Below are 13647 nucleotides of genomic sequence, written 5' to 3' on the forward strand. Positions count from 1 at the left end.
CCTGGAGGCCCGCGGTCCGGCAAGATTATTTATGCGGCCGTGACGGCTCGGAAATCTCCGCGATCGCCTCGCCGACTTCCTTGAGATCGGCGGCGCGCGGCTCGGTGGCGATGTCGCCCAGGGACACGATCCCGACCAGATTCTTCTCCTTGTCGAGCACGGCCAGCCGTCGCACCTGCAGGGCCTTCATGCGCGCCAGCACCTCCTCGGCGTCCTCTTCCTCGAAGGCCCAGGAGATGTCCTCGGTCATGCACTCGCGCACCTCCATCTCGACCGGCGAGCGCCCCGTGGCCACGCCGCGCACGACGATGTCGCGATCGGTCAATGTGCCGATCAGGCGACGGCCCTGGCAGACCGGCAGCGAGCCAACGCCCATTGCCTCCATGGCCATCGCCGCCTGCTGCAGCGAGGCATCCGGCGCCACCGTCTCGACCTGGCGGGTCATGACTTCGCACACTTGCATGCAGGGATAATGTGCGGATGGCATCCAGGTTGCACGGGAGCGCGGGCCGCCGGCCCGCTCATGATGCGGGCCAGAGGCCCGCGCTCCTGTTCACCCAGCCATCGCCATCACGACCCGCGTCAGCGATCGGACATGGGGCGCGAAGTGGTGCCAGCCGCGCATGGCGAGGAACTGCTTGGTCTCCACGACAGCGGGCGAATCGAGCTCGTAGACCGCGGTATAGACCTTTGCCGTAGGCTCACGTCTTTGCCCACGTTCCCACTCGACGGCCTTGCCTGAGGAAATGTAGCGGCGCCCGCCCCGCACGCCGGGACAGGCAAGCACGTCGGGCACATGGACCTCGTCGTACCAGCGATTCCAGTCGGCCTCGACAGCGGCGTCGACCTCGGCCGTCACGATGAGCAGGCAATTCGCCAAGGCTGTCATTTTCGGCATTCCTCTTGCACGTGGCACCTAGTAGGGATGGAATGCGCGCCAACGACAGAATTCAAGAGGGATGGAAGATGCGAAAACTTCTGAGCCTGACCGCCGTTGCCATGATCGCCTTTGGGGGCGTCGCGGCGGCACAGGAGACGCCGCGCAAGGGCGGTACGATCCGTATGACGGCGCCCTACGCTGCAAGCTTCGGCAGCCTCGATCCGCATACCACGCCGCGCGCCCAGGACGACATCGTCAACAAGGCGCTGCAGCGCACCCTCTACAACTGGGATTCCAAGGAAGGCAAGCTGGTGCTGGAGCTTGCCAAATCGGTGACGCCGTCGGAGGACGGGCTCACCTACACCTACAAGCTGCGGGACGACGCCTACTTCCATAACGGCCGCAAGATGACGGCCGACGATATCATCTGGTCCTACACGCGCATCATGGACGGCAGCAAGGGCTACCCGGCCGCCCGTTACGTGCGCATCATCAAGGGCGCGGTCGACGTCGAGAAGGGCCAGGCCAAGGAGATCTCGGGCCTGAAGAAGATCGACGACTTCACGCTCGAAATGACCCTCACCGACCGCGTCGATCCCGGCTACTCCTTCTTCGTCGGCTCCACGGCCATCCTGCCCAAAGAGGAGGTTGAGAAGGGCAACTACGCCAACAATCCGGTAGGCCTCGGCCCCTTCAAGTTCAAGGAGCACCTCCCGGGCTCGCGCGTCGTCGCTGAGCGCTTCGACAAGTTCTACAAGCCGGGCAAGCCCTACGCCGACAAGCTCGAAGTGCTGATCATGGCCGAGGCCGCCGCGCGCGACGTCGCCTTCCGCAACAAGGAGATCGACACCTCGATCCTGGGTCCGGCGCAATATGTCGCCTACCGCGAGGATCCGCAGCTCAAGAACGGCATCCTGGAAGTGGCCGAGATGTTCACACGCGCCGTGACCTTCAACCACAGCTACAAGCCGTTCGCCGACAAGCGCGTGCGCCAGGCGATCAACCACGCCATCGACACTGACCTGATCATCAAGCGGCTGGTCAAGGACAAGGCCTACCGCGCGGTGAGCTGGCTGCCGATCTCCGCGACGGCCTTCGACAAGAGCGCGAAGCCCTATGCCTTCGACCCCGACAAGGCCAAGAAGCTGCTGGCCGAGGCGGGCTATCCCAACGGCTTCGAGTTCGAGCTGACGACCAGCCAGAACGAGAGCTGGGGCCTGCCGATCGTCGAGGCGATCATCCCGATGCTGGCCAAGGTCGGCATCAAGGTGAAGCCCAAGCTGGTCGAGGTCACGGTGCTGACCGACATCGCCATGAAGGGCGAGCACCAGGCCTATATCGGCTCGAACCTGACCGGGCCCGATTCGCTCACGACCATGCGCTGCTACTACTCCAAGACGCCGCGCACCGCCTGCAACTACACGGGCTACAGCAACCCGGCCTTCGACAAGCTGTTCGAGGACGCCGCCTCCAGCATCGACCCCGCCAAGCGCAACGATCTGCTGCGCCAGGCCAACAACCTGATCTACGACGAAGCGCCGATCTGGTTCTTCAACTACAACAAGGCGGTGCTGGCCTATCAGCCGTGGATCCACGGCCTGCAGGCCAACCCGACCGAGATCACGCACCAGTACCCCGAGGACATCTGGGTCGACGCCAAGTCGCCCGCCAGGTAACCAAGGCGTAGACGGCGGCGCGCCACGCCAGTGGCGCGTCGTCGCTTGAAGCATGCTCCTCGTTCTCGTTCGTCGCCTCGGCAACGTCATCCCGACTCTGCTGGCCGTCATCGCGCTGGTGTTCCTGCTGTTCAGCGTCCTGCCCGGCAGCTTCATCTCGGGCATGAACGAGGACGGCCGCTCGGTCATCGATCCCGCCGTCATGGAGCGCATGCGCAAGGAGATGGGTCTCGACGACCCGCTCTATGAGCGCTTCGCCAAGTATGTCGGCAAGCTCGCCACCGGCGATCTCGGCACCTCGTTCCGTACCCGCGAGCCGGTGACCAAGCTGATCGCCGTGCGCGTCTGGCCGTCGCTGAAGCTGGTCTTCGCCGCCATGGCCTTCGCCATCCTGGTCGGCGTCACCCTGGGATTCCTGGCGGCACTGAAACCGGGGAGCCTCATAGACACGGTGTCCATGGTCACCGCCATCTCGGGGCTGAGCCTGTCGCAGTTCTGGTTCGGCCTGATGCTGATGTACCTCTTCGCGTTGACGTTGAACTGGCTGCCGAGCTTCGGCTATGGCGACGGCGGCCTGCGCAACCTGATCCTGCCGGCGATCGCGCTGGGCGTCGGCCCGATGGCGCTGCTGGCGCGCACCACCAGGGCCGCGGTGCTCGACGTGCTGAACGCCGATTTCGTGCGCACCGCCCGCAGCAAGGGCATGAGCGAGCGCCTGGTCGTGAAATGGCACGTCTTGCGCAATGCGCTGGTGCTGGTCGTCACCATCGTCGGCCTGCAATTCGGCTCGCTGATGGGCCAGGCCGTCGTGGTCGAGAAGCTGTTCGCCTGGCCGGGCGTGGGTTCGCTGATGGTCGACTCCGTCTTCCAGCGCGACATGCCGGCTGTCCAAGGCTGCATCCTGATGATCGTGCTGTTCTTCCTGCTCATCAATACGCTGGTCGATCTCGCCTATGTCGTGATCGACCCGCGCATCCGTTACGGCTGAGCCATGCGGATGAAATGGGGTACCAGTACCTGGGTCGGCGGCAGCCTGGTGGCGATCGCCATCGGCGTCGCCGTGTTCGCGCCGTGGATCGCCCTCACCGATCCGGTGATGGACGCCAACCTGATGAACGCCGAGCTGCCGCCGTCGTGGGAGTTCCCGTTCGGCACCGACGCGCAGGGCCGCGACATCTACTCGCGCATCTGCTACGGCGCGCGCATCTCGCTCACCGTCGGCGTGGTCAGCCAGATCTGCAACAGCCTGATCGGCGTCACGCTCGGTCTCACCGCCGGCTTCTGGGGCGGCTGGTGGGACGATGTCGTGAGCGGCCTCACCAACCTGATGCTGGCCATCCCTTCGCTGGTCTTTGCACTCGCCATCATGGCGATCCTGGGCCCCGGCCTGGTGAGCCTGGTGATCGCGCTTGGCCTCACCAGCTGGTCCTACTCCTGCCGCATCGCCCGCGCCCAGGTCCTGTCGCTCAAGAGCCAGGGCTATGTCCAGGCCGCACGCATCCTGGGCTACGGCGACTTCCGCATCATGTTCACCCAGGTCCTGCCCAACATTCTAGGGCCGCTGATCGTGATCGCCACGCTCGGCATGGGTGGCGCCATCCTAGCCGAGGCTGCGCTGTCGTTCCTGGGCCTCGGCATCCGACCGCCCTTCCCGAGCTGGGGCAGCATGCTGTCGGAAGCGCGCGACCAGATTCGCGCGGCGCCCTGGCTGTCGGTGTTCCCCGGCCTCGCCATCTTCTTCACCGTGCTCGGCTTGAACCTCTTGGGCGACGGGCTGCGCGACATCCTCGATCCGCAGTCGCAGACGAGGCGCGCATGACCGCACCGCTGCTGAAGGTCGATGACCTGCACATCACGCTCGAGGGCGATGGCGCCTCCTACAATGCCGTCGAGAACGTCTCCTTCGAGATCGGCCGTGGCGATGCGTTCGGGCTGGTGGGCGAATCGGGCTGCGGCAAGAGCATCACGGCGCTTGCCGTCATGGGCCTGCTGCGCCGGCCGCTGGGAATCGGCAAGGGCCGCATCGTGCTCGACGGCGAGGAGATCCAGAACGCGTCCGCCGCCCGCCTGCGCGAGCTGCGCGGCAGCAAGATCGGCATGATCTTCCAGGAGCCGATGACGGCGCTCAATCCGCTGTCGCCGGTCGGCCGCCAGATCGCCGAGATGTTCGTGCTGCACCAGAGCGCGTCGTGGAGCGAGGCGATGGACCGCGCCGAAGACGCGCTGCGCCAGGTGCGCGTGCCCTCGCCCGAGCGGCGCATAAGAGACTTTCCGCACCAGCTTTCCGGCGGCATGCGACAGCGCGTCATGATCGCCATCGCGCTGGCCTGTCGGCCCGACCTCCTGATCGCCGACGAGCCGACCACGGCGCTCGACGTCACCGTGCAGGCCGAGATCATCGACCTGATGGCCGAGCTCTGCGCCGCCAAGGGCACGGCCATCCTGATGATCAGCCACGATCTCGGCCTGGTCGCCAACATGTGCCGGCGCGTCGCCGTGATGTATGCCGGCCGCATCGTCGAGAGCCAGGGCGCCGAGGCGATCTTCGCCACGCCGCGCCATCCCTACACCAAGGGCCTGGTCGATTCCCTGCCGCGGCTCGGCGAGCGGTCCAAGCGCGGCCGCCAGCGCCTGCGCGAGATCTCGGGCGTCGTGCCCTCGATCGCTGCTTATCCATCAGGCTGCCGCTTCAATCCGCGCTGCCCGTCGGTGACCGACATCTGCCGCTCGGCAGCGCCGGACGTCACGGCGCTGGGCGACGGCCTCGTGCGGTGCCATCACCATGAGTGACAAGATTCCAAGCAAGTTGCTCGAGCTGGACGATCTCGCCGTCCACTTCCATGTCGGCAGCGCGCTGAAAGGTGGCGTCAAGACGCTCAAGGCCGTCGATGGCGTGAGCCTCGAGGTCAAGCCCGGCGAGTGCCTCGGCTTGGTGGGCGAATCGGGCTGCGGCAAGTCGACCCTCGCCCTTTCGATCATGGGCCTGCAGCCGCCGACCCGCGGCAACATCCGCCTGAACGGCCACGAGCTCTCGGCGCGCGATCGCATGGAGACGGCGCGCACCGTCCAGATGGTGTTCCAGGACCCCTACGCCTCGCTCAATCCGCGCCAGACCGTGCGCCGTACCTTGGCCGATCCCCTGCGCATTCACGGCATCACAAACAAGACCGAGGTCGAGCACCGGGTCATGGACATGATGGCCAAGGTCGGGCTGCGGGCCGACCGCGCCGACCGTTACCCGCACGAATTCTCCGGCGGCCAGCGCCAGAGGATCGGCATCGCCCGCGCGCTGATCCTGCAGCCCAAGCTGGTGATCTGCGACGAGCCGGTGTCGGCGCTCGACGTGTCGATCCGCGCCCAGATCATCAACCTGCTGCTCGAGCTCAAGGACGAGATGGGCCTGGCCTACATCCTGATCAGCCACGATCTCGGCGTGGTCGAGCATGTCAGCGATCGCGTCGCCGTGATGTATCTCGGCCGCATCGTCGAGCAGGGCGGCTGGCAGGAGATCTTCGAGGATCCGCGCCACCCCTACACGCGCGCGCTCATTGCCGCGATCCCCGACCCCTTCCACCGCGCCGACGCCAAGGTGGCGCGCGCCAAGGCGCACGGCGAGATCGCGAGCGCGCTCAACCCGCCGCCCGGCTGCCATTTCAATCCGCGCTGCCCGATGAAGGCCAATCGTTGCATCAGCGAGATGCCGGCCCTGGAGGCCGTCGCCGAAGGTCACCGCGCGGCCTGCCATTTCCGAAACTCGGCCGCGTGATTCCGCATGTCCTCGTTCGTGAGGGCGCCGTCGTCGAAAACAACGGCGACACAGTCGACGTACCGTGGTGGAGCTTCACCAAGACGGTGATCGCCGCGGCCGCGCTGTCGCTCGTACGCGACGCCCGTCTCGCCCTTGATGAGGCATTGCCCAACAGACCCTACACTCTGCGCCAGCTCCTGCAGCATCGCGCCGGTCTGACCGAATACGGTCGCTTGCCCACCTATCACGAGGCCGTGGGACGAAACGAGGACGCCTGGCCGGCCGACGAAATGCTGGCGCGAACCGCCGCCGACCGGCTGATCCATGAGCCGGGCAAGGGCTGGGGCTATTCCAACATTGGCTACTACTTCGTCCGGCGACTGATCGAACGGACGACCGGCCGCACTCTCGGCGACGCCCTCGATCATCTGGTGCTGGAGCCGCTCGGCATTTCCGGTGTCCGCTTCGCCGCCGACCGCGCACACTATTCGCCCGACTACGATCCGCGCTGGGTCTATCACGGATTGCTGGTCGGGCCCTTGCAACAGGCAGCATTGCTTCTGCAGCGCCTGATGCTCGGCGAGCTTTTGCCGCTACCCTTGCGATCGGCGATGTGCGACCGATATTCGGTAGGCGGGCCGATCGCGGGCCGTCCCTGGAAAACACCCTGTTACGGACTGGGCCTCATGATCGGTGAAACGACGGGCGGCGCGCTGATCGCCGGCCATACGGGCGGCGGTCCCGGCAGCGCCGTCGCGGTGTATCATCGCCTCGACCAACCGACCGGCACAGCCGCCGCCTACAAGGCCGGCGGCGATGACGCGGCCGTGGAAGATGCCTGCGTGACCCTGCTGAGGACTCGTTCGTGAAGCCTGCCGATGTCGATCGCCTTGCCGACTGGATCGTCCGCCGCGGCCTGGAAGGCTCGGCGGAGACCGACCTGCTGATCAAGTTCTGCGAGAAGTGCAATGACGCGGGGCTTCCGCTCGCGCGCGCCATGGTGATCATCGACACCCTGCATCCGGTGCATGAAGGCACCGTCTTCCGCTGGCGCAACGACAACGCCGAGGAGGACGCCGCAACCCAGTACGGCCGCACGACCGAGGGCGAGCTTGCCGCCTCCTGGCAGCGCAGCCCCTTCTTTCACCTCCTGCAGACCGGCGGCGAGGAGCTGCGGCGGCGCATCGCCTTCGGCGATCCGATCGACTTCACCAGTATCCAGGAGATGAAGGATCAAGGGTACACCGACAACATCCTCTTCGTCCGTCGCTTCGCCGAAGGAGCCACGATCGGCGAGATGGACTGCGTCTACTCGACCTGGGCGACACGCAGCGCCGAAGGTTTCAGCGACGCCGATATTGCTGCCCTGCGCCGCCTGGCGCCGACCCTCGGCCTGGCGATCAAGAGCGCGGCACTGGCCAGGGTCGCCGACACCCTGGTCGAGGTCTATCTCGGGCGCGATGCCGGCCAGCGCGTCCTGAAAGGACGCATCCAGCGCGGCGTGGCCGACCGCATCGAGGCGGCGCTGTGGTTCTCCGACCTGCGCAGCTTCACCACCATCACCGACACCGCCAAGCCGACCGAGATCATTCCGCTGTTGAACGACTATGCCGAGGCCGTGATCACTGCCGTACACGAAGCAGGCGGCGACGTGCTGAAGCTGATCGGCGACGGCACGCTGGCGCTGTTCCGCGGCGACGACTTGGCCGACGCCTGCCACCGCGCGCTCAAGGCGCAGGAGATCGCCCGCCACCGCGTCAAGGAACTGAACGAGAGGCGGCGGGCCGAGGAACGGCCGATCACCTCGGTGTATGTCGGCCTGCATGTCGGTGAAGTCTTTTACGGCAATATCGGCAGCGTCGACCGGCTCGACTTCACCGTTGTCGGGCCGGCGGTCAACGAGACCAGCCGCATCGCCTCGATGTGCCGCTCGGTCGACCGGCCGATCCTGATCTCCTCGACCTTCGCCGATGCGCTGCCGATGGCCGATCGCGCCGACCTGGTGTCGGTCGGACGCTTTGCCCTGCGCGGCGTCGGCCAGGCCAAGGAGTTGTTCACCCTCGATCCCGAGACTCTATAGCGTCCAGTTGGCGCGTTCGTAGGCAATGGCAAAGTCTGCGCGCTGGATGTTGGAGAAGCTGGGATGTGGCTCGCTTGCTAAGGACTTGCCGGTCTCGGTGGCGAACCAGCGCGCGCCTTGGGCGAGCCCGTCGGCAATGCGGCGAGCCAGCAACGCGCCCTGCCCGCCCCGGCGCCGCGCCGTCTCCTGCACAGCGCCGATGCCGAGCCAGGCGCGACCTTGGTGCACGTACATGGCCGCACCGCCTACCGCCTTGCCGGCGTCACGTGCGACATAGGCATGCCAGCCCGTCCGGCCGACAATCGCCGCCAGCCATGGCGCCAGTGTCTGCGGCATGCCGAAGCCCGCCGTCACCGCGCGGGCGAAGTCCATGGCCTCGGCCGGCTTGACTGCCGCGATCTCGAGGCTGGTTGACGGCTGGGGCGCCGGCGCAGCGCCGCGCGAAAACTTCACCCACACGCGCTCGAGAGGCTTCAGCCCGAGGGCCCGCGCTTTGGCTTCCAGAGCCCGTGCCCGCCCGCCTGGGGCGATCTGCAGGTAGCCGTTCTTCAGGCCGGCGCCACGGAAACGCTCGACGGCGATCGCCAGCGATCCGCCTTCGTCGCCGGCCAGGCCGCCACCCATCAGGCGATTGAACTGGTAGTGGTCGATGCGCTTGCACATCGCCAGCAACGGCCCGTCGAGTTCGGCGGTCTCCAGTCCGACGGCCGCAGCAAAATCGGGAGGTGCCGCGGCGCAGTAGTCGCGCCAGGCGTCTATCTCGATCTGTTCGAGGTCGTCGGTCGAGGGCGTCGTCACGCTGGTGCTTACGCCGTAAGCTTGCGAACGGATCAATTTCACCGGACGGCGACGCTCAATCTGTAAGGATGAAAAAGTCCCAAAGCTTGATGCGCTGCGCTTGAAAGGGGCTTTCCGCGGGGCGAATCGACTTGCGCCCGCTTGGCGGCACCGCCTACGATGACGCCCATAAGCAAGCCGTTCCCAATGAGGCGGCAGGTCCTGGGAGGGACACCCTATGGCAAAGACGAAGCGTCGTAGCGTATTGAAGCTCGCCGGTGGCGCCGCAATGGGCGGCATGGCCGGTATCCTGGCGACCGGCCGTACGCCGGCCTATGCCCAGCAGAAGACCGTCCATTGGCTGAAGTGGGTCGATTTCGTTCCCGCCACCGATCAGATGTTCCGCCGCGAACTGGTGCCGCAAGCCGAGAAAGAGCTCGGCATGAAGATCAACCTCGAGACCGTCAACGGCAACGACCTGCAGCCGCGCATCACCGCCGGCATCCAGTCGGGCTCCGGTGCCGACATCATCATGTCGTTCAACAGCTACACCCATCTCTACGCCAACAGCGTCGTCGACATGGGTCCGCTGGCCGAGGAAGTCGGCAAGCGCGAGGGCGGCATCTACAAGTACGCCCAGGCCATCTGCTCCAACGGCAAGGGCGTGTACATGGGCATGCCGTGGGCCGTGATCGGCGGCATGATCGCCTATCGCAAGTCGTGGCTCGACGAGGTCGGCGCGACCAAGTTCCCCGACACCTGGGAGAGCTATCGCGACGTCGCCAAGAAGCTGAAGGCCAAGGGCCGCCCGTTCGGCCAGACGCTCGGCCACACCTTCGGCGACGCGCCGGGCTTCACCTATCCCTACATGTGGTCGTGGGGCGGCAAGGAGGTCGAGGCCGACGGCAAGACCGTCGTCATCAACTCCAAGGAGACGGTCGAATCGGTCAAGTTCATGACCGGCCTGTGGAAGGACGGCATGGACGAGGGCGGGTTGGCCTGGGACGACACCAACAACAATCGTGCCTTCCTGTCGCAGACCATCGCGGCGACCCTGAACGGCGCTTCGATCTACATCGAATCGCTGCGCAAGCCCGACCAGTACAAGACCGAGAAGGGCGAGCCGCTCAACAAGGACATCCTGCACGCGCCGCTGCCCAAGGGACCGGCGGGGCAGTTCGGCTTCCACCTGCTGCAGTCCAACATGGTCATGAAATATTCGAAGAACCAGGATGCGGCCAAGCAGTTCCTGACCTGGCTCCACCAGGAGGCCAACTACCGCAAGTTCTTCGAATCGCAGAAGGGCTTCGCCACGCCGTGCACGGCCAAGTGGGAGGAAGACAAGCTGTGGGACGTCGATCCCGTCATGACGCCCTACAAGGTCGCCGCCAAGCTCGGCCAGGCGCCCGGCTTCGCCGGACCGCCGGACGCCAAGGCGCAGGAAGGCCTGTCGAAGTACATCATCACCGACATGTATGCCAAGGCCGTGCAGGGCATGCCGGCCGAGGAATCGGTGAAGTGGGCCGAATCTGAGCTGAAGAAGATCTACGTAGCCTGATCCTCTCCGGCGTTACGTGATGCAAGGAGCATGTAAATGGCAGTGACCGCAGTCGCGGGCGCGGAAGCCCGCCCAATCCCGCGACTGCGGCGCCTGGAGGACGAGCGTTGGCTCGCCCTGGCGCTGCTCATGCCGACGGCGATCCTGCTCGGCCTGTTCATCGCCTATCCATTTTTCGAAGGCGTGCTGCTGTCGCTGACCAGCCAGCGCGTCGGCGTCCCCGGCGAGTTCGTCGGCCTCAAGAACTTCGTCAAGATCTGGAACGACAGCATCTTCCGGACCACGGTCTGGAACACCTTCTGGTACACGGGCGTCACCACGGTGTTCAAGCTGGCCCTCGGCCTGTGGCTGGCGATGCTGCTCAACCGCCATTTCAAGGGCAAGGCGCTGGTCCGCGCGTTCATCCTGCTGCCGTTCATCATCCCTACGGTGCTGTCGACCTTCGCCTGGAAGTGGATGTTCGACCCGACCTTCAGCGTCATCAACTGGGCGCTGTTCCACTTGGGCCTCATCACCCAGCGCATCAACTGGCTGGGGGATCCCGACCTCGCCATGACCTCGATCATCGTCGTCAACATCTGGCGCGGCGTGCCGTTCTTTGCCATCTCGCTGCTGGCCGGCCTGCAGACGATCAGCCCCGAGCTGAACGAGGCCGCCGCCATCGACGGCGCGCGGCCGTGGAACCGCTTCTGGTACGTCACCTGGCCGCTGCTGCTGCCGGTGACCATGGTGGTGATGCTGTTCTCGGTGATCCAGACCTTCGCCGACTTCCAGCTCGTCTACGTGATGACCGGCGGCGGCCCGGCCAACGCCACGCATCTGTTCGCGACCTACGCCTACCAGCTCGGCATTGGTACAGGATTGCTGTCGGAGGGCGCGGCGATCTCGCTCGCCATGTTCCCGTTCCTGTTCATCATCGTTGTCGTGCAGCTCCTGTACATCCGCCGCGTGGAGACTCGCTGATGATCGAGGGTGCGCTTTGGCGGAAGTGGGTGTTCTACAACATCCCGTTGATCCTGTTCGTCTTCGTCCTGCTGTTTCCGTTCTACTGGATGATCATCACGACCTTCCGGCCGGACGGCGAGCTCTACCGGCCATGGAACGCCGTCAACTACCAGCCGTTCTGGACCAACAATCCGACGCTCGAGCACATCAAGTACCTGTTCGAGGAGACGTCGTTCGCGCGCTGGATGTTCAACACCATGTTCATCGCTCTGGTGTCGACCATCATCTCGCTGTTCTGCGGCGTGCTCGCGGGCTATGCGCTGGCCCGGCTCAACTTCCCATGGGCCGGCAGCCTGGGCACCGTGATCTTCGTCACCTACCTGGTGCCGCAGACGCTGCTGTTCATCCCGCTCGCCCAGATCATCCGCAATTTCGAGCTCGGCGACACGCCGTGGTCGCTGATCCTGACCTACCCGACGTTCCTCATCCCGTTCTGTACCTGGTTGATGATGGGCTACTTCAAGGCCATCCCGAAGGAGCTCGAGGAGTGTGCGCGCATCGACGGCGCCTCGCGCTGGAAAGCCATGGTCTACATCGTCATCCCGGTGGCGGTGCCCGGCATCCTGTCGTCCGGCATCATCGCCTTCACCTTGTCGTGGAACGAGTTCATCTACGCCCTGGTCTTCCTGTCGTCGCCCGACCAGAAGACCGTGCCGGTCGGCGTCACCTCCGAGCTGATCCGCGGCGACGTCTTCTTCTGGGGGCCGCTGATGGCGGGCGCGCTGCTCGGGTCGATCCCGGTGGCGATCGTCTATTCGTTCTTCGTCGAACACTATGTTTCGGGCCTCACCGGCTCGGTCAAGGGATAGGGTCATGGCCGAGGTAATTGTCCGTAAGCTCAACAAGAAGTTCGATTCCAATCACGTGGTGAAGGACGTCGACCTGCACATCCGCGACAAGGAGTTCGTGGTCTTCGTCGGTCCCTCGGGCTGCGGCAAGACCACGACGCTGCGCATGATCGCGGGCCTCGAGGCCATCACGTCGGGCGACATCCTGATCGGCAACACGGTGGTCAACCAGGTACCGCCGATGGATCGCGACATCGCCATGGTGTTCCAGAACTACGCGCTCTACCCGCACATGAGCGTCGCCAGCAACATGGCGTTCGGGCTCAAGATGCGGAAGTTCGAGAAGCCGGAGATCGAAAAGCGCATCAAGCGCGCCGCCGAGATCCTGGGCATCGGCGAGCTGCTGCACCGCAAGCCGCGCCAGCTCTCGGGCGGCCAGCGCCAGCGCGTGGCGCTCGGTCGCGCCATCGTGCGCGACCCCAAGGTGTTCCTGTTCGACGAGCCGCTTTCCAACCTCGACGCCAAGCTGCGCGTGCAGATGCGGGTCGAGCTCAAGAAGCTGCACGAGCGGCTGGCCGTGACGTCGATTTACGTCACTCACGACCAGGTCGAGGCGATGACGCTCGGCGACCGCGTCGTGGTGATGAAGGACGGCGTCGTCCAGCAGGTCGGCGAGCCGCTCGAGCTCTACAACACCCCGGCCAACCGCTTCGTGGCGGGCTTCATCGGCTCGCCGGCGATGAACTTCGCCGAGGTGACGCTGAGCGGTGCCGACGGCAAGCTGTGGGCCGAGGCGCCCGGCCTCAAGATCGGCCTGCCCGAGCCGATCGCCCGCCGCGCCAACGGCCGCAACGGCGCCAAGGCCACGGTCGGCATCCGGCCCGAGGACCTGCATGTCGCAGGCCCCGCCGATCCTGCCGAGCTCTGCTTCGACGTCGAGGTCGAGGTGATCGAGCAGCTGGGTTCGGAGATCCTGCTCGACACCCGCGCCGGCAACAGCACCTTCGTCGCTTCGGTCGAGCCCACGCTGCGCACCAAGCTGCACGATCGGCTCAGGCTCGCGATCAACCCCAACCGCCTGCACCTGTTCGATGCGCAGACGGAAGCGGTGATCTAGGCTGGGGGCGTGCCACTC

At 65.6% G+C, this 13647-nt stretch carries 14 protein-coding genes; 11 read left to right on the top strand and 3 right to left on the bottom strand.

What is annotated here, in order from left to right; genetic code table 11:
• Nucleotides 1–25: 25 nt before the first annotated feature.
• Nucleotides 26–463, bottom strand: a complete 438-nt coding sequence (locus RSO01_RS42930; RefSeq protein ID WP_147156749.1) for a CBS domain-containing protein — start codon at nucleotides 461–463, stop codon at nucleotides 26–28.
• A gap of 90 nt (nucleotides 464–553) precedes the next feature.
• Nucleotides 554–889: a DUF4286 family protein gene (locus RSO01_RS42935; protein WP_170303797.1), complete on the bottom strand. Its 336-nt coding sequence runs from the start codon at nucleotides 887–889 to the stop codon at nucleotides 554–556.
• A 77-nt stretch (nucleotides 890–966) separates the two neighbouring features.
• Here RSO01_RS42935 and RSO01_RS42940 point away from each other — a divergent pair, with 77 nt between their 5' ends.
• The 7 genes from RSO01_RS42940 to RSO01_RS42970 are packed head-to-tail and all read left to right on the top strand — an operon-like array spanning nucleotide 967 to nucleotide 8384.
• Nucleotides 967–2556, top strand: a complete 1590-nt coding sequence (locus RSO01_RS42940; RefSeq protein ID WP_147156751.1) for an ABC transporter substrate-binding protein — start codon at nucleotides 967–969, stop codon at nucleotides 2554–2556.
• A gap of 52 nt (nucleotides 2557–2608) precedes the next feature.
• Nucleotides 2609–3544, top strand: a complete 936-nt coding sequence (locus RSO01_RS42945) for an ABC transporter permease (protein ID WP_147156752.1) — start codon at nucleotides 2609–2611, stop codon at nucleotides 3542–3544.
• A 9-nt stretch (nucleotides 3545–3553) separates the two neighbouring features.
• Nucleotides 3554–4375 carry an ABC transporter permease gene (locus RSO01_RS42950; protein WP_147156753.1) on the top strand — a complete coding sequence of 274 codons (822 nt, stop codon included), beginning with the start codon at nucleotides 3554–3556 and terminating at the stop codon, nucleotides 4373–4375.
• Complete coding sequence (locus RSO01_RS42955; RefSeq protein WP_147156754.1) at nucleotides 4372–5346, top strand: ABC transporter ATP-binding protein; 975 nt, start codon at nucleotides 4372–4374, stop codon at nucleotides 5344–5346. Before RSO01_RS42950 ends, RSO01_RS42955 begins: the two co-directional genes overlap by 4 nt.
• Nucleotides 5339–6322: an ABC transporter ATP-binding protein gene (locus RSO01_RS42960; RefSeq protein ID WP_147156755.1), complete on the top strand. Its 984-nt coding sequence runs from the start codon at nucleotides 5339–5341 to the stop codon at nucleotides 6320–6322. The genes RSO01_RS42955 and RSO01_RS42960 overlap by 8 nt, the downstream gene beginning before the upstream one ends.
• Nucleotides 6319–7173: a serine hydrolase domain-containing protein gene (locus tag RSO01_RS42965; protein ID WP_218037639.1), complete on the top strand. Its 855-nt coding sequence runs from the start codon at nucleotides 6319–6321 to the stop codon at nucleotides 7171–7173. Before RSO01_RS42960 ends, RSO01_RS42965 begins: the two co-directional genes overlap by 4 nt.
• Complete coding sequence (locus RSO01_RS42970) at nucleotides 7170–8384, top strand: adenylate/guanylate cyclase domain-containing protein (protein ID WP_147156756.1); 1215 nt, start codon at nucleotides 7170–7172, stop codon at nucleotides 8382–8384. The genes RSO01_RS42965 and RSO01_RS42970 overlap by 4 nt, the downstream gene beginning before the upstream one ends.
• On the opposite strand, the gene RSO01_RS42975 is transcribed toward RSO01_RS42970, so the two are convergent.
• Nucleotides 8379–9224 carry a GNAT family N-acetyltransferase gene (locus RSO01_RS42975; protein WP_147156757.1) on the bottom strand — a complete coding sequence of 282 codons (846 nt, stop codon included), beginning with the start codon at nucleotides 9222–9224 and terminating at the stop codon, nucleotides 8379–8381. The genes RSO01_RS42970 and RSO01_RS42975 overlap by 6 nt on opposite strands.
• A gap of 175 nt (nucleotides 9225–9399) precedes the next feature.
• Between RSO01_RS42975 and RSO01_RS42980 the strand changes: the two genes are divergently transcribed.
• Genes RSO01_RS42980 through RSO01_RS42995 form a run of 4 tightly spaced genes read left to right on the top strand, consistent with a single transcriptional unit; the run spans nucleotide 9400 to nucleotide 13629 of the window.
• Entirely contained in the window at nucleotides 9400–10719 is a 1320-nt protein-coding gene (locus RSO01_RS42980; protein WP_147156758.1) for an ABC transporter substrate-binding protein, read from the top strand.
• Nucleotides 10720–10755: 36 nt separating this feature from the next.
• On the top strand, nucleotides 10756–11682 hold the full coding sequence (locus RSO01_RS42985) for a carbohydrate ABC transporter permease (protein WP_147156759.1): 927 nt from the start codon (nucleotides 10756–10758) through the stop codon (nucleotides 11680–11682).
• On the top strand, nucleotides 11682–12533 hold the full coding sequence (locus RSO01_RS42990) for a carbohydrate ABC transporter permease (RefSeq protein ID WP_147156760.1): 852 nt from the start codon (nucleotides 11682–11684) through the stop codon (nucleotides 12531–12533). Before RSO01_RS42985 ends, RSO01_RS42990 begins: the two co-directional genes overlap by 1 nt.
• A 4-nt stretch (nucleotides 12534–12537) precedes the next feature.
• A complete protein-coding gene (locus tag RSO01_RS42995; RefSeq protein WP_147156761.1) occupies nucleotides 12538–13629 on the top strand; it encodes an ABC transporter ATP-binding protein in 1092 nt (363 codons plus the stop codon).
• The last annotated feature ends 18 nt before the right edge of the window (nucleotides 13630–13647 follow it).

Origin of the sequence: Reyranella soli (genome assembly GCF_007992495.1) — a bacterium.
Classification (GTDB): domain Bacteria; phylum Pseudomonadota; class Alphaproteobacteria; order Reyranellales; family Reyranellaceae; genus Reyranella; species Reyranella soli.